Raw genomic sequence first — 22,940 nt, 5'->3', positions numbered from 1 at the left:
GACGGTCAGCGCTTCGGCTTTCCCGAAGGTGCTGTACCGGATGGCACGGCTGGCTTGCGCCGCTTCCCCGTGCCCCCTGCTTGCTGTGAGCGCTTGGCAGCGGGGGAAAGTACGCGCGGCGTCTTGGGTCGGTCGTCGCGGACCTCGCGGCCGGGGCGTAACTGGCCGGCGATTTCGAGCAAGGCGTCGGCCATGCGCCGGTAGACCTCGTCGCCGCCGAGCCAGAAGCAGGCGTCGAACAGCGTGGCGAGCAGGTCCATCTGCGACACCGCGGCGTCGATGTGGCGGCCCCCGGGGCCGGGGTTGTTGAGCGCGGGCCGATAGGCCGCGAGCACTTCGTCGAGCACACGCCGGCCGTCGTCGCCGGCGTGTGCGAGGCTGCCGTCGCGTAGGCGCTCGACCAGCAGCGACTCGGGGCTCGTCACCGCATCACTCGGGTCGAAGTCGCCAGCGACGGCGCGCGCAGCGGCGGCACCGCACTGTCGTGCCAGCAGCACCGCCGCAGTGGTTTCGGCCGCGGCGTCCCAGCCGGGAAACACCATGCGCAGCGCCAGGCTTGCAAGCACGCAGCAGGGTCGAAAGCCCTCGGCGCCGGGTGCGCCCTGCGCCTGCACAAAGGCCTTCACGGCGGCTTCGGCGGCACGCGCCATGTCGTTGGCCCATTCCGTGCGCAGCGCGTCGTCGGCTTGCATACGCAGGATCTGCAACGCATGCGCTGCCGCCTTGCGCTTGTAGCCGTTGCCGAGCACCTCGGCGCGTTCGGCATTGGTTACGCCCGACGCGTTGTCCTTCGCCCCGCGAATGAGCAGGTCGAGCGTCAGCAGGCGGGCGATGCCGCCGTTGATGAGCGCATGGCCGCCGTTCAGGTCGTCGACCATCGGCGCGTTGCCGTCTCGCTGGTCGGCAGCGTTGCGTTGCAGCGCTTTCGCGACCTGGGAGGCGCCGAGTTCGACCTCGACGGCGGCGAGTTGCTCGATGTCGCGGATGGGCACGCGGCCCATTGCGTCCACGGCCTGTACCGCGGTGAGCAGCGCCGTGCGGGCTTCTTCTAGGCAGCCCAGGTCGAGCCACGTGGCACCGAGCGCGGAGTGCAGCGCCGGCAGCCGAAGCCAGTCCGGCGGGCAGCGCCGGTCGCGCGCGTCTTCGATCGCCTTGACGCGGGACTGGAGCTGGCTCTCAAGCTGGCGTTGCGTGCAGCGGGAGGCCTCGACGCGCGCGCGCGCGAGTTCGTCGAGCATTTCGTCGAGCGAGACGAAGGGATCGCGCGCCTTCGACGCGGAGGCGCCGGCCTCGGCCTCGGGGTCGGCCAGCCAAAGCGGATCGCCATAGGCCTGGAAGGCGCCCCAGGTGATGTTGTCGCGGTTCCTGTCCCACAACGCCTTGCGCGCCGCGAAGACGGCATCGCCGAAGGTCAGGTGCCGTTGGAACAGCGACCTGTAGAACACTTCCCCGAAGGTCTGTGCGAGCTTGTCGTCGACCGCCCACCCGGCCACGACCACGCAGCGCACGCCGATGTCGATCAGCTCGCGCGCCACGCTGGCGGCGAGCTTGTTGCCGTCGCGCACCGTGACGTCCGGTCCGCGCAGGGCGGCATCGATCTCGCCGAGGTGGCAGCAGTTGAGGAAGACCAGTTCAGGCACCGATTCCATGGCCATGAACTCGGCCGCGGTGATCAGCAGTCCGCCCGACAGCACCACGCCGCTGCGGTGCAACCCGTCGACGTGGAGCTGGTCGAATACGCCGTGCGCCGATATGTGCAGGATGCGGTAGGGCGTGCGGTACAGCTTGGCCAGCACATCGGTGGCCAGGTTGTCGGCGCCGATGGCGCGGCTCACCGTGTAGCCCATGCCCGTGAGCAGGTTGGCGACGGCATCGGCTTCGCGCTCCGCGCCGCCGAGTGGTGGCGGCTCCTGGCCCTTCGGGTTGGTCGGATCGGGGAAGGCCTTGGCGAAACCCTCGACAGACGGATTGCCGATCACATAGGCGTTGTGTGCCGTGCTACGCCGCACGTTGCGCCGGAAGGCGTCGGACGACAGCTGCCGCACGACCGGCGTGCACAGCGCGAGCGGCAGCAAGGGGCCATCGCGCTGCGCTTCGGGCGCGAAGAGCGGGTCGGTGAGCATCAGCTCCCACGGCAGATTGGCGGTGGCCCTGTCGACGACCAGCACCACGCGCTGGAGCTGGCGCGCCGCGTCCTTGAAGTCGGGCGGCACGATCAGCTGGAACAACATGCGCCCGAAGTCGGGGTTCCATGTCGTCTGTGCGATCTGCTGACGTACCAGCGTCTCGATCAGGCCGGGCTGGCGCTGCTGCATCACCGTCTCGGCCCGCGCGCGCTGGCCGACGTACAGGAAGCGCAGGTGGGTCGCCAGTGTGGTGGCCGGCCGCCGCTCGGCGCGGTCGCGCCCTGGCGGCGCTTCGGCGTCGGAGCACCCCGCGTCGGTCACGATCAGCCTCGGCCAGTTGCTGGCGCCACGGTTGTCGAAGAGCCGCTGGCGCACGCCGACGCCCTGCGTCAGCTCGGCACTGCACGTGAGCACCATGCCCTTGGCCGCGGCCAGGGTCGCCAGGCGCGGCGCAAGCTGGCGTAGTTCGTAGACCGCGGTGATGGCGGTGTCGAGGTAGAGCTCGACGATGTCCAGTTGCGCCACGCGCACGGCCAGGCCGGTGGTGCGGCGGAACTTCTCGTTGGCATCGACGACGCCGCGCACTACCGCCTCGACCGAGGCCGCGATGCTCAGGTTGGCCGACGAGTTGTAGCCGAGCAGCAGCGTGGCGAGCGAGACTTCACGCTCCTCGCGGCCCATCACGTCGACCACCTGCAGCAGGAAACGCATGACGCCGGCGCGCACCGCGAGCATCAGCGCCTCTTGGCTCAGGTTGCCTTCGTAGCGGCCTAGTCCGGTGACGACGGCGCCAGCGAGGATACCGCGCTGCCGTTCCAGCGTGCTCGGTGTTCGCAGCACCACCGCGGCCGTGCCGAGCGGGCCGGCATAGAGGTCGAGCGCTTTGCGCTGCGCGAGTTGGCCGTCCATCAGTTCGCCGTCGACCAGCGCTTCGGTGCCGGCCATGGGGTCGTTCTCATAGTGGCCGATGAGGATTGGGCTGTTGATGAAGCGCAGGTCCATCGCTCTCAGGTTGACCTGCAGGCGCAGCTTGGTGCGCGGAGTGATGCCGCTGCCGGGTGTGCCGCCCGTGACGGCGGCGGCCAGGTCGATCGCGTCGCTGGCGCTCGGCGGGCCAGGGTCGTAGCTGGCGGGGCGATCGGCGGCGGCATCGCGCACGGCCGGCGGCGTGCGCTCGAGTGCATCAGTGGCGCCGTTGCGTAGCAATTCGTCAAGCGCGGTGAAGCTGCCGGCGGTGGAGAGCAGGTCGCCGTGCACGGCGGGGAGGTAATAGAAGCTGCCGATGCCGCCGATTCGGCCCGAATCCCAGGTGACGGTGCCGTCGCCGCGGGTGGTGCCGACCATGCGCAGCCGGCGGTTCTCCACGCGCACGCCGCACGGAGTGGTCGGTGCGACGCCGAAGACGTAGATCGACTTGGCCTGGTAGGCATCGGGCAGGGTTGGCGGTGCGTTCGCGGGTCGCGGTGGCGACGCGGCGGCACGGGCCTTGGAGTCTTCGTTCCAGAGCCAGCTTGCTTCAGCCAGCGTGGTGGCCGAGGGCAGGCCGCCGATGCCGTCACCGAACCAGAGGTCGGTGTTGTCAGCCTTGAGGTCAGCCCAAGTCTGCGGATCGTCGTAGGCGCGGATTTCGCCGCCTTCTGGCTGACCCTGGAAAGTGTCGACGAAGCCAGGTCGCGGCAACAGCTGCAGAGCCCCCCGGAAGCCGGCGACCACGTCGAGCACCTGCTGCATGCTGTGCGTGACATCGAGCCGCGCGAGCGAGCGCAGCGCGCCGCCCTTGCCGAGCAGGTTCTCGACCATCGAGTGCGCGCCTTGGTGCGGCGTGCCGCACATCACGAGCCGGGCGCCGTCGCGCGCCATGAGCAGGTCCATCACGTCACGGCGACGGTAGATGCAGGCGCGCACCACTAGGCCACCCATGCTGTGCGCGAGCAGGCGCACCGGCTTGCCGGTTTCCTTGAGCAGTCCGTCGAGCAGTGCGCCTAGGCGCTCGCCGAGTGCGTCGAGCGGCTGGCGCCAGTCGTACGGAAAAGGCACCACGCGGTGGGTTTGGGCCAGGTGCTCGCAGATGGCGCCGTAGCTCATGCCGAAAAGTCCGCCGGTAGTGACCTTGGCGGCCTCGAAGGCGATCTTCGTCACGCCGCCGGTAGCGAGCGCCAGGGGGTTGAGCCACACGCGCGAGCCGTCGGCGTCCAGGCAGGTGCCCATCACGCCAGGCAGCACGACCACCACCGGCTTGTCCGCGAGCGCCGCCGCGCCGGGTGCGCCGCGCGACTGGCCGATGCCGGCGGCGTCCAGCGTGGTGAAGCGCGAGGGCAGTTCGCGAAAAGCCTCTACGGATGCCGGATCGTCGGTCAGCAGCCAGTCGCGTAGGGCGCTTCGGGTGTCGAGGTTGGCGAAGTAGTTGAAGTGGGACACGTCCGACGCGCGGTCGAAGAGCACGCGCGCCTTGTTTCGTGCGGCCACGCCGGTCAGCATCGCGGCAGTGTCCACGACCAGGTCGTTGTCGGTGTTTTCGAACAGGAGGAAGTCAGTGAGCATTACGCCCATGCGCATCAGCAGGTTGCCGCCCTGGATGTCTCCCGCGATGAGCGCCATGTCGATACCGGGCTGCACTGCGCCGTCACGCAGCAGTGCGGTCATGGGCGAGTCGGGCAGCATCGCCTCGATGCCGGGCACCAGGTGCGGGTTCGTGCGGTTGCGCGCGATCTCGATCACCACGCGCTTGAAGGCAGAGTACAGCGGGTTGCCGAAGAAGTAGGGCACGCGGCTGATGAGCGTGAGCAGGCCCGAGAGGAACACGTCGAAGTTGCCGCTTGCAAGCTTGGTGCCCTGCGCGGGGCTGGCGACGCGCACATAACGCTCGATCACGGGGGCTTTCGCGCGCAGCGCCTCGGCGAGCTCCTTCAATTGGGCGCGGTGCTCGGCGTGTGCCGCGTCAAGCTCCTTGCGCACGTCGGCGCCGGTGCCCTGTGCATCGCCCGCGCCAGCGAAGGCGAAACCGTAGCCTTCGATGTGCTGGTCGATGTCGCGAAGGCACAGCAGATCGCCGACCAGGCCGCCGCGCGAGTGGGTGACCAGACTCACGAGGGCACCCTTGGGGAGCGCCTTGACCAGTTGCAGCGCATTCTCGATCGGGCTCTCGGACAGCGTGCGATGTTCCAGGCCGTAGATACCACCAGGAAAACAGCTCTGGAGCCGCGCCCACAAGCCGCGGTCGTTCCGCTGCAGGTCGCCGAAGCTGCCGAGCGTGTTGGAGCCTGTACCGTGGATGAAGATCAGCGCGCGCCGGAGCTTGCCGTCCTTGTCGACCAGCTTGCTGTTGCCACCGTTCTCGCCGACGACCTCGTCGGCGAGAACGTTGCCATCGCTCCACGCATGCAGGCCGGGCGTACCGAGCAGCCGCTGCTCGATCGCCCACATCAGCGCTTTGGTGCCGAGCCAGCTCACGCCAAGGCCGGCGACGCCCATAGTGTCCACACCAATAGCCCGCAGGAGCAGTTTGGTGAGCTCCGTCTTCGCGCTGTCGATCACTGCGTCGTCGCCACCCACCGCGAGAGTCACTACGCGCGTGACCAAGCTGCCGACCGCGTCGCCGACGATGCCGCGCTGCGGCTGCAGCGCGCCGTCGGCATTCATCCGGTCGAAGAGGATGCGTTGACCGTCGACCAGGTCCGGCCGGTTGCGTTGCAACGCGGCGAGCATGCGCGCGGGGCTGGTGATCAGCGTGCCGCCGTCGGCCAACTCGAGCACCAGGACCTCGTCTGATGCGGCTTGGAGCTGGGTGGTGACGCTCGTTGCGGTGCCCCGCGCGCTGGCGCCAATGTCGATGGCGGCGGTGACCTTGATCAGACCAGGCGGCAGGAACTCGTCGGGCCTGGCGTCTGCAGGATCGCGCGTCGAGGCATGCAGCAGCGCGGGCAGTTCCGACGAGGTACTCCGGCGCCCGGTGATTCGCAGTTCGATCGTCGTGGCCATAGTGGGTTGCCTCCTCGTCGTTCTTTTCCTTCTTGCGGTTTGCGCCGTCAGCTGAAGACAGGGCGCTTTCGCGCGTCGTCACCGCCCTGGATCTGCGGCGTCTGCGGGTAGCGAGGCGACGGCAACGAATCTTTCAGCGCTTCGTGCCAGTCGGCATAGCTCGCACCGGGCGTGAGGGTGCGCAGGGCCTTCAGTGCATAGAAGGTGAAGGCGCCGTTGGGGCGGCCCATGAAAACGGCGTCGTAGCTGAAGTGGCCTTCACCTTCCTCGCAGCCGGCCATGAGCACGTCGCTGGCGTCGTCAGCGATGGCATCCATCAAGGGCGTTTGCGCACCGTGTACGGCGCTCGCCGGCACCGCACCGCCGCGCGGGCCGTCCGCGGCAAGACGTGCGGGCGACATCCAGTTTTCCATCGGCATGTAGCGCGGCACGCGGCCTGCTCTATCCGCGCCGCCTACGTTGAGTGCGTCGCGGTTCACCGTGCCCGAATTGCAGCTGTCGGAGATCAGTGCGATGTGCACGCCAGCCTTGCGCGCCATGAAGAGCGTATGGATCTCGTCGTCGGTGAGCGCGGCGTCGATGGTGTGGACGTCATGGGGGCACAGCGCCTCGTCGAGCCCATCAGCTTCATCGCCGTCGGTGTCGTACTGGTAGGTGCCGTGGCCCGAGTAAGTGAAGACCACCATGTCGCCCGACACGGCTCTGTCGATCATGCGCCTGAAGCCAGCGATCATGCGGGCCTTGGTGGCCTGCGAGTCGACAAGCTTCTCGACGAGGAAGCCGCGCGCCTCCAGTTCAGCGGCCCAGTCGTTGGCGTCATTGACGCAGCCCGCCAGATCCATGTCCGTGCCTGGGTAGTTGTTGATGCCGATGCACAAGGCGAGCTTGGCCATGGGAACCTCCGGAGCGTTGTGAAGCGTGGAGAGCACAAGGTGCCGCGGGCACCGCCGACCTTCGGTATTGGACTCCTCCGGGCCATTCGGCCCATCCCTAAAATGAGGTATGGCAAAAGGCCGAGCATGCGAACAGATTAGCCACTCCTTGTCTTCGAGGAGTTGCCATGCCGGTCCCGTTCATCGCCAGGGAATTCGAGTTGCCGCAAGCGGATGGCACCACGCTCGCGGTTCGAGGTTGGGGCGACCAGCACCACGCGGTGTTCATGACCTCCGACGGAACGCCTGTGGTTCGGGACCCGAACACGGGTTTCTTCCGGCCGGCGGCGAATGCGCTGGGCACGTTGATCGAGCCTGGTAGTCCGCGAAGCCGCTCTGCGGCAAGCGTCGCGATGCCGTCCACGAGGTTTGACGACCTACCCACACCGCGCTGGCGTGTCCGGTACGAACAGCGAGGCGATCAACTCCGCGATGAAGCAGTCTCCGGCGGTGAAAGGCGCGCACCACCGCCGAGGCAAACGGTTGGCGACTTCACCGGCCTGTGCTTGCCCATTGCCTTTATGGACGTGCCAGCGAAGATCACGCCTCAGCAGATCTCCGACTTCTGCAACCAGCCCGGGTACAACGGATTCGGCAACAACGGCTCGGTTTTCGACTACTTCCGAGAGATCTCGGGTGGCAAGCTGAACTACCGAACGGTGGTCGCTCCGCTCTACACCGCGCGACAACCGCTCGCGTATTACGCTGACGCTGCATTGCGATTCGGCCAACGGGCGGAGGAACTGATCGTGGAGGCTCTTGACTTCCATCGGAAGCAGGGTTTTGACTTCTCGGCGCTCACAGTCGATGCGCAGCGCGGTGTGTATGCGATGAACGTCTTTTACGCCGGCGAGGTGCCAAACAAATGGAGAGAGGGCCTGTGGCCGCATTCGTCACGTCTCCCCCAGCCATTCGCCCTGATGCACAACAAGAGCGCCGTGGACTATCAGGTAACCGCAGCGCGCGACGCGTTGGCGTTGGGCGTCTACTGCCATGAGAACGGCCACATGCTCTGTGATTTTCCCGATCTGTATCAGTACAGCGACAAGAAAAAGGGCGTTGGACGGTACTGTTTGATGTGTTTGGGCTCCTACGGTCCAGAGACAAATCCGACACATGTCGGCGCGTATCTGAAATTGAAGGCCGGCTGGGGCAATGCGTTGCCGTTGACATCGGGGCGGCAGACGCTGAGCGCTTCGACTCCCAACAGCTTCTTCATCCACCGGCGCAACGCGACCGAGTATCTGCTCATCGAGGCCCGGCGAAAGGCGGGCCGCGATGCGGGTCTGTTCAGCAGCGGCATCGCGATCTGGCACGTTGATGAACTGGGCAGCAACACGAAGCCTCAAGAGGCACCGGCCGGCCACCAACACTTTGAGTGCTCGTTGCTGCAGGCCGATGGGCTGGACGAACTCCAGGCGGGTCAGGGGGTGGTGCAGGGCGATGATTACCTCGGTGATGCGCAAGACCTCTTCGGTGCCTCCTCCGGATCGGTGTTTGGCAAAGGTTCCAGGGTCAGAAGTGCCTGGTGGGATGGATCGCCGTCCGGCGTGTCAATTCATTCGGTCGAGGCCTCGGGGGCCGACCTGAGCTTCACGGTTGTATTGGACGACTGAGACCCTGTAGTCGGGCTAACTGCCGGCCTTAGGGTAGAGATGCCGGATTAATGCCTTGTCGCTCTCAGAAAGCTTGGTGTTTCCGCCCAGGGCCACCCCATCTGTCCATTTCGCCGTGGAGGTGCGGGCGGCGGTGCTTGGGGTACTGAGTACGGCGCGGATAGCTCTGCTTTGACTCTCGTTGGCTTCATTGACGCGACGCGCGTGTCCTCGCTGCAAGCCAGTTTTCAATTTCACTTTCCAGCCAGCCAACGCTTGAACTTCCGAGTTTCACCTGCTTGGGAAAGGTGGGGTCATAGCGCGGGGAGTTTGCGTCGAGTCGGTCATAGATGGCCGAGCGCGACAACGAGGTTCGGGCCTCGACTTGGCGCCGGCGCAAGATCACTGTGGCAGTGCTGTGCCGCGTAGGTGCTACCGAAGTTTCTAGACTTTCCCTCGGTGATTGCTGAGTCTTGCCGTCCTGTTGGGAGGATGGCTGCTTAATTTTTGGCCGCGGGGATGCCGAGATTGGCGTCGTTACGGGAGCAGCGAGGTCAACGAGTGCTGTCGTCCCTTTTGGGGCGTTGGTCGAGTCTACTTTCACCGAATCACTTTGGTGATCGGCTTCAAGTGCTTTGGGCGATGTTGCCTCTTTTGTGGCAGAGGCTTTCGGTTTCGATGCCGAGTGGATGGAGCGAGAGCTCGGATCATCAACCGTGCGAAGCCGATGTGCCTTGAGGTAGTTCAACGCATCTTCGCGACGGATGAAGATGTTCTTTCCTGCACGGCCCTCGTCGATGTGATGCTGGTTGAATGCGATGAGCTTGCCGGATTCGATTTCTTGCTGAAGTGCGAGGCGATGCTTCTCCTGAATCTGGAGTATCTGGTGGCCGTTGGCGGCAACCGTTTCTTCGCTCACAAACACGGGCCTCCAAGGGAGGCGGTCAGGATGCTTCAGATAGGCATCCATGAACACCTCTCGCTCTCTTGGGGGCATACCGGCGTGTGGTGGCAGGCCTGGCAAGATTCGAAGCAGCGCTGTTCGTTCTGCCGCTGACATATCGGATTGGATCTCGAGATCCGAGGTTGGCAGCTTTACGAGTTTCTTCTGGAGCCAGGCATAGTCTTCAGCTTCTCGCATGCTCGGGCAGATGGACTTGGCGATGAGCCGAGTGAAATCCCAAAGATCGATGGGATCATCGAGGGGAAGTTGGATGTCAGTCTTCTGCACGCACGACTTTCTTGGAAGATACCATCTGGATCTCGATTGTTCGACGGGGCGTGGAGCTCGGTGTCGAATATATCAACCTTGATTGCCAGATAGGGAGTGAAAATTGAGAGGAAGGGAGCAGGTTGCCTGCCTTCAGGCTTCTTCTTTTTTCTCTACCTTAGAGCAGAAGTCATCCCAGTCCTGCATCATCAAACGGCGCTTTTCCAGCGCATCCCCGCGCCGATAAGCGGCCTCGACCTTGTTGTCCAGGGCGTGTGCAAGGGCCTGCTCAGCCAAGTCCCGTGGGTAGTTGGTGCGCTCTCTTGCCCAATCGCGAAATGTAGAGCGAAACCCGTGGGGCACGGCATCCACATTCATGCGGCGCATGACGGCAGTCATCGCCATGTCGGAAAGCTGCTTGCCCCGTGCGGAAGGGAACACCAACTCGTTGTCTTTGAGGTGAGGTTGAGCACGGAGAATCCGAAGTGCTGATTCGGACAAGGGAACGCGGTGCTCCTTGGTGGCCTTCATTCGCTCTGGCGGGATAGTCCAGACACCAGCGTCCAGGTCGAACTCCGGCCAGACCGCGCCGCGCACCTCGCCGCTGCGTGCTGCGCACAGCACGGTGAACTCCAGCGCTTTGGCCGCAGTTCCTTCTCGCTGACGCAGGTCGGACATGAAAGGCACAGTGGCATCGATGGGTAGCGCGCGGTGATGCTCTACCTTCTGAATTTTCCCGGGCGCCGGCAGCAACATGTCCAGGTGACCCTTCCAGCGTGCCGGGTTCTCTCCTGTACGGTATTTGCGGACGGTGGCCCAGTCGAGAACGTTCTCAATTCGGCCTCGCAATCGTGATGCGGTTTCGTTCTTGGTTTTCCAGATGGGCTCCAGGGCTGCGAGCACATGCTCCTGGCCCACGTCGCGAACGAGCAGGTCGCCCATAACTGGATAGGCGTAGGTTTTCAGGGTGCTGGCCCACTGAGTGCGATGCTTGGGGTTCTTCCAAGTATCCCCGTGCGCCTCCAGGAATCCTTCGGCCGCTTGTTGGAACGTTTTTTCAGTCGCTTGCTGGGCGCGTAGGAGGCTGGCCGCCGCTTTGCGTTGCGCAATGGGATCAATGCCTCGTTCGATATCGTCGCGAGCTGCTCTTGCCTTTTCTCTGGCTCGAGCAAGAGGGACATCTGGAAAGCCCCCGAGCCCCATGTGCCGACGCTTGGTGCCGACCATAGTTCGAAGCACCCAGGAGCGTGCTCCTGCGTCATTCACGTACAGGTAAAGACCGGACACGCCGCCAACGGCATGGTTGCCGGGTGAGGTCAATCGACCCACTTGCAGTGCTGATAATTCCTTTGCCTTGCGTGCCACAGCAGTTCTGTTTCCTTGAAATTTGACCTACCATTGTTTCTACCATAGATCTTGGGATCGAAACGGATTGGCAAGGATCGATCAGGAATGCTGTTGAGGTGTTTCTCCAATGAGGAGGCACGAAACTCGGTCGAATTAGGATTGCTTAGGACGCCTTGAAGGCAGACTCCCTCTCCTCCAAATACGCTTGCAAGCAGTTGATTGCTGAAAGCCTTCAGGCCTTTCACTCTTCTGCTGGCAAAGCCACTATCAAAAGCCGCAGTGATTTTTCACTGCGGCTTTTTTCTTGCAGCTGACCCGATCAGAAGTTGTGCGAAATGCCCAACTGCAGCCCGCGCGCTGCGCGTCCCGGCGTGCTGGCCGGCGCCGAGTCGGCAACGGCGTAGGCCGCATTGCCGCGGTTGCGGACGAGCGAGTAGGTGCCGTACAGCGCGGTGCGCTTGCTGAGGTAGTGCACGTAGCCGACGGCATATTGCGTCGCGTCGTCGCTGTCGATGCCCGGTCCGGAGCGGTTGGAGCGTGCCACCGAGGCCTTGATCACGCCCGGGCCGACCGGCACGCTCAGGCCCAGCATCACGTTGACCTGCTTGTCGCCCTCGGTCTTTTGCCGGTAGTAGTTCGCGTAGAGCTTTGCCAGCCCGAAGTCGTAAGTGCCGCCCAGGCTGGCCACGCTGTAGTCGTTGGGGCCGACCGGTGTCACGCCGTAGGCAGCCGCGACATCGACCGTGCCGTTGGTCCAGCCCAGCCGCCCGCCGCGGTAGCGAGCGCCGTCCTCGCCTTCGGGCAGGGCGTACATCGCCTGGCCGTAGAAGCCGCCCAGGTTTTTGGGCAGGAAGTAGCCCACGGAGTTGTTGGCCCGCGCCAGCGTGCGTGCGCCGCCGAGGCCGAAGGGCCAGCCTTCGACGATGTTGGCAGAGCCGCCGACGCCCACGGTGCCGAAGGGCGAGAACTGCGAGATGTTCCAGAACGTGGGCGTGTAGTCGCGCCCGAGCCGCAGCTCGCCGACGCTGTTGTGCGACAGGCTCACCGTCGAGCGCCGGTGAAAGCCGACGCCCTGGACCTCGCCCGTGTCGGGCAGCAGTGCCATTTCCAGCCAGAAGCTCGCGGCCAGCCCGCCGCCCAGGTCCTCCGTGCCGCGAAAGCCGAGCCGGCTGGGGAAGATGTTGCCTCCCTGGTCCATCGACTTGACGGAGCGCCCGTCGCTTTTCGTGTACGTGAGGTTCATGTCCAGCGTACCGAAGAGCTGGACGCTCGATTGAGCTGTCGCGCCAGCGCTGGCGGCGATGCAGAGCGCGCCCGCAACGGTGTGCGGCAGCCGGCGGCGAAAGGGTGGGGTGGTTGTTGTCTTCATGCTTGTCTCCTCGTTGTAGAAATGGCGTGCGGAAATGGCGCGTGTTGGCGCGTGTCGGCGCGCGGTGCTTGCGCTGCAAGCACCACGGCGTGAAAACCTCAGAAGAAGAATGGGGAGCGGCGTTCGTTCAGCCGCGCCAGGGCATCGTCAGTCGATGCGTATGCCCTTGGCCTTGATCAGCCGGCCCATGGTCTGGGCCTCGCGTTCGATGATGGCGCGGGTGTCGGCGGAATTCGTCGTCATCGGCTCCAGCCCGGCATCGGCGATCTGCCGCGCCATCTCCGGCGAACGCGTCACGGTGGTGATCGCCCGGTTCAATTGCTCGACGATGGCATCGGGCGTGCGCGCGGGCACCCAGAAGCCGAGCCAGGTCGACACGTCGTAACCGGGATAGCGCTCTGCAACGGTCGGCACGTCGGGCAGTGCTGCGCTGCGCTGGCTGCCGGTATAGGCCAGTGCCTTCACCCGGCCCGCCTTGATGTTCGGCAATGCCGAGATCGGGGGCTCGAAGCCCAGCATCACCTGCCCACCGATCACATCGGGCATGGCGCCCTGCTTGTAGGGAACGTGCAGCATCTCGATGGCCGCTGCTTCCTGCAGCAGCTCAAAGCCCAGGTGCGAGGTGCTGCCCGAGCCGTAAGACGCGAAGCTCACGTGACCCGGCTGGCGCTTGGCCAGTGCGACCAGTTCTTCCGTATTGCGCGCGGGCACCGCGTTGTTCGCCACGATGAATGAGCCGCCCTTGAGTGCCTGCGTCACAGGCACAAGATCTTCCTTCGGGTTGTAGGGAAGCTTCGAGAGGAGAAACGGCGTCATCGTGAACGGGTTGCTCGTCGAGAACAGCACCGTGTAGCCGTCGGGCGTTGCCTTGGCCACCGCGTCCGTGCCGATGGTCGACAGTGCGCCCGGTTTGTTCTCCACGATCACGGGCACCTTCAGCAATCGCGAGAGCTGGTCGGCATAGCTGCGCGCGAAGATGTCGGAGCCGACGCCGGGTGGCGTTGGCGTCACGATCTTGATGGCTCGTTGGGGCCATGGCGCGCTCTGTGCAAGTGCAGTGCCCATGGTGCATTGCAAGCCGGCGGCCCATAGCAAAGCCAGAGTGGTGATCCTCTTCATATGTCTCGTCTCCTGATAGTTGTGGGCGCATCCTAGGGAGACAAATCCATATCTGGAAATACTCATTCGAGATGCTTTTTTATACCTCCTTCGTATTGATGAATGAGTATGCGAGGCCCGCCGAAGAGTTCAGCGCTGCGCGAAGACCTCGATCTCGACGCGGCGGTTCGGGGCGAGACAGTCGATCAGCTCTGCCCGCCGTGTCTGCGCGCATTGCACCTTCGGTTCCGATTCGCCCTTGCCCTGCACCTGCATGTTCTGCGCGGGCACGCCGGCCTGCACGAGGTAGTCGCGTACGGTGTTGGCGCGCGCCAGCGAGAGCGCCTGGTTATAGGTGCTGCTGCCGAGCCGGTCGGTGTGGCCAGTGACCCTGATCGTGTCCACCGATTTGACGCTGCCCTTGATGTCGCTGGCCAGGGCGTCCAGCTTGCGTCGCCCTTCAGGCAGCAAGTCGGCCAGCGAGCGGCCGTCGAAGCGGAAGAGGCCGTCGGCACCGAGCGTCGTCTTCGCAGGAGCAACCACCGGCTGAGCGGCCGCGGCAGACCTCGTCACCACGGGTGGCTTGAGCACATCCGCGCAGCCCGGCCCCTTCCAGTACATCCCGTTGGTCAGCACGTCTGCATTGAAGCGAACCATGTACTGGCAGGTGATGTACTCCGGGCCCGCACCGGTGCGGAAGTGAAAGATGTAGTTCCATTCGCGCACGCCGCCCAGCCCTTCGCTGAAGTGCGGAAAACTCAGCAGTTCGCGCACTTGGTCCTTGCCCAGGCCGGTGCGCATGTTGCGCAAGGCCTCGAGGCTCGGGAACGCGCCCTGCTGCCATTTGGCCGAGTTCAGCGCGGGAAAGTCTTCGTCCTTCGGCGGCGCCGGGTTCTCCGAAGCGGCTCGGGCCTGCATCTCCGGCGTGATGGTGTAGCTCGGGCTGGCGCAGCCGCCGGCCAGCAGTGCCGCGAGGCAGAGAACAGTGAAAGGGGCCTTGGCTTGAAGAAGCTTGTTCATGATGGAGTTCGTCCAGTTCATTCGTACGGCGATCAGTTGAAGACCCATTCCGCGCCCACGGTGGCGCCCACGCCGGCACGGCTGGTAGCCACGCCGCCGGTGATGCTCCAGGCGTTGTTCTCGGAGGTACGCCGGAAACTGACGCCCACCGCGCTCTGGCCCTTGAAGGAGCCCGCGCCGATGCGCATGACCGTCTTGCCCGGAACGTAGCTTCCGGGCATCTGCAGCGCCATGGCCGCGGCAACGCCGGCATAGGCGTTCTTCTCGACTCCGTCGAGGCGGTCGCTGAGGGCATTGATGCGGTTGTTCAGGCCGCCGCTGACCGCATTGAGCTGGTTGACGTTGACCGCGTCGGTACCCGCCACGCCCGGCGCCACGTTGTGCACCGTGACGGGGCCGGTGGCATTGCTGCCGCCCATGGTCACGCTGTTGTAGTTGGTCGTGCCGTCCGCGTTGGTGTCGTACTTGACCGTCGACTGATCGATCACTGCCACCTGGCCTTGCACGCCCCGCAGTTGCGAGACGTTGACCGCGTCGCTGTCGGCCGTGCCCGCGGCCACGCCGGTGATCTGGCGGAACTGGCCGCTGGCGGCATTGCCCACCGACACGGCCGCCAGCGTGCTGGTGGTCGCGCCTATGGCGATGCGCTGCGCGTCGGTGGCGGTGGGCGGCACATAGCCTGCCACGCCTGCCGCAGTCGAAGCCACCGAGCCAGCTCCCAGCGCCACGCCGCCGGCCTGCGTCACGCTGGTGCCCGCGCCCAGCGCCACGCCCTGCACCGCGGCGGCCGACGACTGCGTGCCCAGCGCGATGGAGTCGGCCAGGTGCGAGGTTGCACCCTGGCCGATTGCAATGCCGCCCGGTGCGCTCTGCTGCACGATGGCGCCGTTGCCGATGCCCACGCCGTTGTTGCCGTTGACCACCGTCTGCGGGCCGACCGCCACCGATTCCGTGCCGATGGCCAGCGAGTCGGCCGCGGTGGAGTTGGCGTGGAAGTACTGGATGGGCGTGACGGCAAACGACTGCAGCGCGCCGCTGAGCTGGCGCACCGTGACGGCGTCCTGCGCCTGCGTGCCGTCGGCCACGTTGGTGATCTGGCGGTAGGTGGTGGCGCTGCCGACAGAGAGGGCGCCGAGCAGCGTGCGGTCGGTCGTGTTGAAGGGGATCAGCGAACTGCCCGCGGGGATGTTGCCGGTGCTGCCTGCGACTGCGCGGTCGGAGACGGAGCCTGAACCGAGAGCCACGGAGCCGGCGACAGTTGCACTCGCATCCTTGCCCGATGCGATGGCATCGGCGCCAGTCGCGCCAAGGTTGTCTTCGTTGCCGCCACCGGTCGAGTTGACGCTGTAGTACCTGGTCTTGTTGGCTGTGACCGTGGTGCTGAGGTTCTCGATCGACTGGTTGGTGGCAAACAGCTGCGAGCCGTTGATGGCATCGGTCGAAGAGCCGGAAATACTGCCGGCCGCCACGTTGGTGATCGTGCGCTCGGCGCCCACCGCGCCGACGCTGACTGTGCTCGTCGGCGTAGTGCCGGCAAAGTTGTAGGTCGTGCCGTTGATGGTGGTGCTGGCCGTGCCGACTGCCACGCCCGTCGTGGAGCCGGAGCCCAGTGCCACGTCGCCAGCGTTGTTGGCCACTGCGTTCGGTCCGATGGCGACTGAATTCGTCCCCAGCGCCTGCGAGTCGGCCAGCGTCGAATTGGCGTGGAAGTACTTGATGCCCGCGCCGGTGTTGATGTCGTTGATCGTGTTGCCAAGGACGGTGATGTCGGTCGTGTTCTTGGTGACCTGCAGATTCGTTGCATTCAGCTGCGAGCCGTTGACCGCATCTGTCGACGTGTTGGAGAGCCTGCCAGCCGCCACGTTGGTGATCGTGCGCTCGGCACCCACTGCACCGACGCTCACCGTCGAGGCCGGTGTCGTGCCGGCAAAGTTATAGGTCGTGCCGCCGATCACGGCGCTGGCCGTGCCGACTGCCACGTCCGTCGTGGCCCCCGAGCCCAGCGCCACGGCGCCGGCGTTGTTGGCTACCGCGTTCGGGCCGATGGCGACGGAATCCGTCCCCACCGCTTGCGAATCGGGCAGGGTCGAGTTCGCGTGGAAGTACTTGATGCCCGCGCCGGCGTTGATGTTGGTGATGTCGTTTGTGTTCTTCGTGACCTGCTGGTTCGTGCCGAACAGCTGCGAGCCGTTGATCGCATCTGTCGAGGAGCCGGAGATCCTGCCGGCCGCCACGTTGGTGATGGTGCGCTCCGCACCCGAAGCGCCGACGCTGACCGTGCTCGTCGGCGTGGTGCCGGCGAAGTTGTAGGTCGTGCCGCCGACCACGGCGTTGGGCGTACCGACCGCCACGTCCGTCGTGGAGCCCGAGCCCAGCGCCACGTCGCGAGCGTTGTTCGCCACCGCCGTGTCGCCGAACGCGACCGCGCCCGCGGCCAGCGCCTTGCTGGTGCTGCCGATGGCCACGCTGCCCTGGCCGACCACGGTGTTCTGGTAGCCGATGCCGACTGCGCCCTGAGCCGCCGTGCCGGGCACGCTCACATCCTGGCCGCCACCGCCGACCTTGTTGGTGTTGCCCATGGCCACGGAGCCGTTGCCGGTGGCGGTGTTGTCCAGGCCATTCGCGATCGCGCCGTTGCCGGTGGCGGTGTTCGGGTCGCCGATCGCCACGGCGCCATTGCCGCTGGCGACGTTGCCGGAGCCGATGGCCACCGCCTTGCCGCCGGTGGCCTTGGAACTGTTGCCGATCGCGACTGCATCGGCGGAGTCGGCGACGGTGTTGGTGCCCATCGCTATCGCATTGAGCGCCGAGGCATTGGCGCTGTTGCCGATAGCGACCGCCTGCGCTGCGGACGCATTGGCGAGTGCGCCCACTGCAGTAGCGTTCTGGCCGCTCGCTGCTGTGCCGAATCCCAGTGCGGTTGCGCGCGTGACGGTTGCAGCAGCGTTGTTGCCCATCGCGACGGTCCCGTCGGCCGCGGCGTTGGCTCCCGACCCCGCCGCGACCGAGCCGACGCCACTCGATAGGGCTTGGTTGCCCATGGCCAGCGAGAAATCCGCCGAAGCATTGGCGAGGTTGCCGAGCGCTGCCGAGCTTGTTCCTGCCGCGTTGGCCGACGTGCCGATGGCTGCGGCATCGGCGCCTACGGCGTTGCTCCCCCAGCCGCCAGCGAACCCGCGCAAGCCGCTGGCCGTCGAGCTGACACCGACCGCTGTGGAGTTCGCTCCCGAAGCATTGGCGAAAGTGCCCAGGGCGCTGGCGCCGGCCGCGGTGGCATTGGCGGAAGCGCCGAGCGCGACAGCATTGACGTTGTTTGCGAGCGTGCCCGTCCCCAGCGCCATTGCAGAGGTACCCGAAGCGACCGCAGTCGACCCGACAGCCACTGCGCTTTGTCCGGTCGCCTGGCTCTGGAAGCCCATGGCTGTGGTGTTGAGCTGGGACGCCGTCACATCCGTGCCGATGGCGACGGCGCCGACTGCAGTGGCCCCCGTTCCCGCGCCGGTACGCGAGCCGATGTAGACCGAATTCAGCTGGGACGCGATCGACTGGAAGCCGACGGCGATGGCGTTCTGGGCTGTTGCCTGGCTGCGGGTACCTTGCGCAACGGTATCCAATGCGGCCGCATTTGCGAGGTATCCAAGGGCAACGCTGCGCAGCCCGGTCGCCTTCGTGTTGAAGCCGATGGCGGTTGCGTACGTGTCGCTCGCAGTCACGTCCGTACCGATTCCGATCGAACTCTCGCTCAGCGAACCTGCCGTCGGGGCGGTGCGTGCGCCTAGATAAATGGAGTTGACTCCGGACGCACTGGCTCCGGAGCCAACAGCTACACCGTTGACTGCCGAACTCGTGGCGCCACCGCCCACTGCGACCACGCCCGTCGCCGAGGCAACGGCTGACGCACCCACGGCAACGCCGTTTCCAGTTGCTTTCGACTGCACGCCGATACCGATGGACCCTGCTCCAGTGGAGGCGACATCCGTACCGATGGCAATCGACGACTCTCCGGTTGCTCCGGTTCCTCCAGCGGTACGCGCGCCCAGGTAAAGAGCATTGACCGCCGAGGCAATAGCGCCGTAGCCGAGAGTCGTGGCATTCAGCCCCGTACTGCTGGCGTTAAAGCCTATAGCTGTGGCTCCGCCCATAGTCGCTTGGGACTGCTGACCTGCGCAAGTCGAGCTGCCGCTATAGGCGTAGTACGGCCCCGCAGTGCAGATCGCTTGCGCCTGCGCCAGCGAGGCCCCTCCAAGCCCGCCCATGGTCAGCAGCGCGGTCATGATCCCCGAGCGCAGGCGCCTCGACGGAGGCAGCGTGAGTGCATCGGCCGTCACGCAACTCCCACTGCGCTTGCCGCGCGCGCAAGTGAGTTCCGACGCCGCTACCCAGGCGCCAAGGGATTCGTTCCAGAGCGAGCGATAAGTTGTGTTCATGAGCCCCATCCATCCGTTGGAAAACTATTGAATGGTCGTGAGGCCATTCCACTTAAGAAACACTTGGAAATTATTATTTCTAAATAAATCTTAAAAGGAGGGCGGGTATTTGCAACTAGTCATGTCGCATTTTGGAGTCATTGTGTCAAATTGATTTGTATTTTAAATCGAGCATTATTGATGAATAGTAATATGAAAATACTAGTGAATTAAATGAATATCACAGTTGTTTTATTTTTTCAATGTAGTTATTTTTCTGAATCACTATTTTGATATCGGCGGCGACAAAAAAGTGATGCCTCTTATTGGTGCATCTTTGATTTTGTTGAAGTTTTTTCTTAATTTCAGGTTTCCTGGGAATAGTCATTCAGCCGGGCCTACCTCCTAGAATCGGGCAGTAGCGCTTGAACAATGGCGCGCGAATCAGGGAGTTCCAGATGGCCAACCGTTCCTATCTCTACAGCGTCAGCAACCGGCCCGGCGCATATGCCGACCGCCCGGAAACAATTTCGGGCCTGTCCGAATGGCCTTACGACGTGCCGTTCATATACAGGCTTCTCATGTCGGGCGATCCGCAGCTGTGTGCCTCGCTGGTGTCGGATGGCTTCGATGACGACGAGCCGGAGCACAAGGTCAGGCTCCATGCAATCAGCAGCAGCTTCGATCCGGGCTTCGAGCGCGTGCGGCGTTTCATCGACATCGTGCGGTTTCTCCTTGCGGCGCAAGCATCAGCACCCGAGCCGCAACCTGCCGTTTCAGCGCAGCCGGTGTCTTTCCTCGGGCGTCTCAAGCGGCTGGTTTCGCCACAGACGGAAACGGCCCCCGCTGAGCCAGCGAGTGCGTCCACGGCGCTGGTGCATCTGCCCATCTGGCTCGACGAGACGATCGCCTTCCTCGAAGCCCATCGCGACCGCTACCTGCTGCTGGAGACGATCGAGTTCGACACCATGTCCGAATCAGATGAGGCGGCGCTGCGAGCCTGCGTGGAACAGGAGATCGCGCGGTGCCTGCGCGTGGGCGCCGCCATCGATGCCCTGCCGGCCGACATTGCCGAGGCGGGGCGACAGCTGAAACAGGCGACCACGCAGAAGTGCGCCGCCCCGCTCGACGCCTTTTTCGGGCTGCGGCTGGACGATGACTGCGACAGCACCCGCACCGGCGCCACGGAGCATCCGCTCGGCTTGCAGTGGTCGGAGGTGCTGTATTTCGGCCTGTGGAACCGGGCCGAATTCGAGGCGGAGCGCGGTCAGTCGGCCAGCAAGTAGTCAGCTGCCTGCTGACCGGCGCGTCACCGTGCCCTGAAATTCCCCGAAGGACGCAAGCAGCGGCGTTGCCTTCCGGCACAGGATCTGCACGTCTTGCGATTGAGTTCGCTCAAGACAGAGGGCCACGGCGTGCGCGTTGTCCGGCTGAAGCTGCCAGAACTGCCAGCGCGCTGCGGAATCCTCGAGGCCGTCCTCGAAGTCGATTGCCACGCGATTGGCGTCGTCGAAGCTGAAGGAAAACCGGTCCAGCGGCAGAGACAGCCCCATTCCGCGCGCCTTGATATAGCTTTCCTTGAGCGTCCAGAGATCCCAGAAGCGTGAAGGCTGAAGCCCGGCCGGAAGCTGCTGCAGCTCTTTCGCCTCCCTGGCGGAGAAGAAGTTCTCCGCAATCTCCAGCGGGGCAGCCCTTGCCGTGTGCTCGACGTCCACGCCCACTTCGCGCTCCACCGTCAGCGCCGCCACGATGAGCGAAGCGCTGTGCGAAATATTGAAGCGAAGGCGCTGTGCCTGCGGCAGTGCGTTGGCGATCCGCGGGCGCCCGTAGGCGTTGTTCTCGAACTCCCAGTCCTGCGGGGCGATGGGTGCATAGCAGGAGAGAAGCGAGCGGATCAGCCCCCGCGTCATGAGATAGCGGCGCCGGTCACGGGCGAAGTGAAAGCGCCCGTGCCTTTCGCGCTCTTCGGGCGCCAGCAGGGCCATGCCCTTTTCTTCGCAGGTGGCGTCGTCGTCCTGCTCGGGGACGTACAGGTGCCACAGGTGAACCTGGTGCGAGTCGATCTGCAGTTGTTGCATTCGCAATTCTTGCTCGGGTGGCGCGATCTTCCATGACGCCAGCGCTCTTATTTTCCGGCCTTCAGTTCGGCTTAAGGTTGCCGGCTGATACTCGGGTGGACGGTCTGCTGGCGTTGGTAGAGGTCGCTCAGGCACCCGCCCATTGGTGGCGGTTCCTCGAGGCTGGCGATCGTCATATTTTCAAACGGCCTGCGGAGAACTATTCTTCGATACGCCATGACCCAAGACCCCGTCGACTTCAATCTCCCTGAAGGCTGGACGTGCCGGCTGGACCTCAAAAAGACCCTGGAAGGCACCTATGCCGGCGAGGCCGAACTCCGGCAGGGACGGGTGCAGCGCTGCGTGTTCGTGCTGACGCAACAGCCCTCGCGCGAAGCAGCGCTCGAGCGGGTCCGCTCCCGCGCCCGGTATTTCGTCGACGAATGGACGACCCGGCGCCGCCGCGGGAGCGATTCCCAGGCCTGACAGGCTCCTACGCCCGTGCCTGGGAGATTTCCCCCAGCCAGATCGGCTCGTTCGACGTGTCCGGAAATCCCGAGTCGTCCACGGTGCCTGCAATCGGCGAGCCCGGCACATGGCGAAGCTCGTAGCCCCGTCCGTACACCGAGTGCAGCATGAACTCGCTGTCCTTGTGCAGCGACAGCTTGCGGCGGATGTTCGCCACGCAGCAGTCGAGCACCCGGCTCCTGCGCTCGACCTGCGAGTCCATCCACAGCGAACCCAGCAGCCAGTCGCGCTCCAGCAGCCGGCCGGTATTGCGAAACAGCAGCAGCGCCAGCTCGAATTCGCGCGGCTTCAGGCGGATGTCCTGCCCCTTGTGCACCACCACCTTGCGGCTGCCGATGAACTGGTAGTCGCCGAACAGCGCATTCACCGATGGCGGATGCAGCAGCGTCTCGTTGCGCCGCAGCGCTTCGCGCACGCGCAACTCCACCTCGAAGTCGTCGACCGGCAGCACCGCGAAATCGATGCTCGCGCCCTGCGCTTCGGGCTCCGCCGCCAGCAGCACCTCGGCCAGCAGCTCGCGCTGCAGCGCATTGGCGACCAGGAAGATCGGCAGGCGCAGCGCCTTGCACATCGACGTCAGCACCGGCCACGCGCCCTCGTCCTTCAGCACCACCAGCAGCAGGTCGAAGTGGCTCCCTTGCGTGCCGCGCGTTACCGCGCGCAGAAAGTCGTCGCTGCTGTCGAAGGAAACCGGCGCGCAGCCCATCAGGCTCAGCCGTTGTCCCCATGCCTGCGCCTGGGCCTCGTCGCAACCCACCATGGCCACCTGGCGCGAGCCGCCGTGAGCGTCGTTGTTCATGATGTCGAGGGGTTCCGTGTGTTGGTGATGGTGAGGGTGGAAGGGCTGCTTCAGCGGTCGTCCGCGCGCGGCAGCTTCCAGCCGATGCCGGCGTTGAAGCCCCAGTCCCGGCCTGCATTGGCGATGGCCATGCCCCAGGCCATCTGCCCGTCGTCCGACAGGGTCTTGAAGCCGAGGCTCGCCGCCGTGTAGCCCTTGTAGGTGCCGACGGCCAGGCCCACCGTCTTCTCGCCGGGGTAGAGCGTGGGCACGTACGCAGCCGACATGGCCACGGCCATCGCCGTACCTGAGTACGCGATGCGCTCCACGTCGCGCAGGGCAGCGGGCACCTGTTGCAGCTGGCCGAGGTTGACCGCGTCGCCCGGCAGGGCGCCCGGCGCCACGTTGGTGACAAGCACGCCGTCCGCCGCGCTCGCCACGCCATGCAGGGCGGTAGCGCACAGCCACAGCATGACCAGCAGCCCGGCCCGCACGG

At 65.0% G+C, this 22,940-nt stretch carries 14 protein-coding genes; 3 read left to right on the top strand and 11 right to left on the bottom strand.

Features of this window, described 5'->3' with window-relative positions; genetic code table 11:
• Positions 1-5: 5 nt before the first annotated feature.
• Together ACTG4X_RS26900 and ACTG4X_RS26895 are read right to left on the bottom strand one after the other, a co-directional pair.
• Positions 6-6,104 (bottom strand): CHAT domain-containing protein, encoded by a 6,099-nt coding sequence (locus ACTG4X_RS26900; protein ID WP_440532349.1) that lies wholly within the window; start codon positions 6,102-6,104, stop codon positions 6-8.
• Between the two features lie 47 nt (positions 6,105-6,151).
• Positions 6,152-6,997, bottom strand: coding sequence for a caspase family protein (locus ACTG4X_RS26895; RefSeq protein WP_440532348.1), 846 nt, complete (start codon positions 6,995-6,997; stop codon positions 6,152-6,154).
• A 167-nt stretch (positions 6,998-7,164) separates the two neighbouring features.
• Between ACTG4X_RS26895 and ACTG4X_RS26890 the strand changes: the two genes are divergently transcribed.
• Positions 7,165-8,652, top strand: a complete 1,488-nt coding sequence (locus tag ACTG4X_RS26890; RefSeq protein ID WP_440532347.1) for a M6 family metalloprotease domain-containing protein — start codon at positions 7,165-7,167, stop codon at positions 8,650-8,652.
• A gap of 187 nt (positions 8,653-8,839) precedes the next feature.
• On the opposite strand, the gene ACTG4X_RS26885 is transcribed toward ACTG4X_RS26890, so the two are convergent.
• The 6 genes from ACTG4X_RS26885 to ACTG4X_RS26860 form a co-directional block, all read right to left on the bottom strand.
• The gene (locus ACTG4X_RS26885; protein ID WP_440532346.1) at positions 8,840-9,862 is read right to left on the bottom strand and encodes a helix-turn-helix transcriptional regulator; all 1,023 of its coding nucleotides are present in this window, start codon (positions 9,860-9,862) and stop codon (positions 8,840-8,842) included.
• Between the two features lie 132 nt (positions 9,863-9,994).
• Entirely contained in the window at positions 9,995-11,206 is a 1,212-nt protein-coding gene (locus tag ACTG4X_RS26880) for a tyrosine-type recombinase/integrase (RefSeq protein ID WP_440532345.1), read from the bottom strand.
• Between the two features lie 301 nt (positions 11,207-11,507).
• Positions 11,508-12,557: a porin gene (locus tag ACTG4X_RS26875; RefSeq protein ID WP_440532344.1), complete on the bottom strand. Its 1,050-nt coding sequence runs from the start codon at positions 12,555-12,557 to the stop codon at positions 11,508-11,510.
• A 147-nt stretch (positions 12,558-12,704) separates the two neighbouring features.
• The gene (locus ACTG4X_RS26870) at positions 12,705-13,676 is read right to left on the bottom strand and encodes a Bug family tripartite tricarboxylate transporter substrate binding protein (protein WP_440532343.1); all 972 of its coding nucleotides are present in this window, start codon (positions 13,674-13,676) and stop codon (positions 12,705-12,707) included.
• 129 nt (positions 13,677-13,805) lie between these two features.
• Positions 13,806-14,675 carry an OmpA family protein gene (locus ACTG4X_RS26865; protein ID WP_440532342.1) on the bottom strand — a complete coding sequence of 290 codons (870 nt, stop codon included), beginning with the start codon at positions 14,673-14,675 and terminating at the stop codon, positions 13,806-13,808.
• Between the two features lie 32 nt (positions 14,676-14,707).
• Complete coding sequence (locus ACTG4X_RS26860) at positions 14,708-19,102, bottom strand: ESPR-type extended signal peptide-containing protein (protein WP_440532341.1); 4,395 nt, start codon at positions 19,100-19,102, stop codon at positions 14,708-14,710.
• A 437-nt stretch (positions 19,103-19,539) separates the two neighbouring features.
• On the opposite strand from ACTG4X_RS26860, the gene ACTG4X_RS26855 reads away from it, so the two are divergent.
• Positions 19,540-20,367 carry a DUF7822 domain-containing protein gene (locus ACTG4X_RS26855; protein WP_440532340.1) on the top strand — a complete coding sequence of 276 codons (828 nt, stop codon included), beginning with the start codon at positions 19,540-19,542 and terminating at the stop codon, positions 20,365-20,367.
• Here the strand turns inward: ACTG4X_RS26855 and ACTG4X_RS26850 are convergent, their stop codons facing one another.
• The gene (locus ACTG4X_RS26850; protein WP_440532339.1) at positions 20,368-21,294 is read right to left on the bottom strand and encodes a 4'-phosphopantetheinyl transferase family protein; all 927 of its coding nucleotides are present in this window, start codon (positions 21,292-21,294) and stop codon (positions 20,368-20,370) included.
• A gap of 81 nt (positions 21,295-21,375) precedes the next feature.
• On the opposite strand from ACTG4X_RS26850, the gene ACTG4X_RS26845 reads away from it, so the two are divergent.
• Positions 21,376-21,624 (top strand): hypothetical protein, encoded by a 249-nt coding sequence (locus tag ACTG4X_RS26845; RefSeq protein WP_440532338.1) that lies wholly within the window; start codon positions 21,376-21,378, stop codon positions 21,622-21,624.
• Between the two features lie 7 nt (positions 21,625-21,631).
• Here ACTG4X_RS26845 and ACTG4X_RS26840 read toward each other — a convergent pair whose 3' ends face one another.
• Positions 21,632-22,465: a winged helix-turn-helix domain-containing protein gene (locus ACTG4X_RS26840; protein ID WP_093077324.1), complete on the bottom strand. Its 834-nt coding sequence runs from the start codon at positions 22,463-22,465 to the stop codon at positions 21,632-21,634.
• 50 nt (positions 22,466-22,515) lie between these two features.
• On the bottom strand, positions 22,516-22,938 hold the full coding sequence (locus ACTG4X_RS26835; protein WP_440532337.1) for a YadA-like family protein: 423 nt from the start codon (positions 22,936-22,938) through the stop codon (positions 22,516-22,518).
• Between the last annotated feature and the right edge of the window lie 2 nt (positions 22,939-22,940).

Source organism: Variovorax sp. YR566, assembly GCF_051992195.1.
Taxonomy (GTDB): Bacteria; Pseudomonadota; Gammaproteobacteria; order Burkholderiales; family Burkholderiaceae_C; genus Variovorax.
Note: the sequence above shows the minus strand (reverse complement) of the source record. Positions and strands in the feature narration are given on the sequence as shown.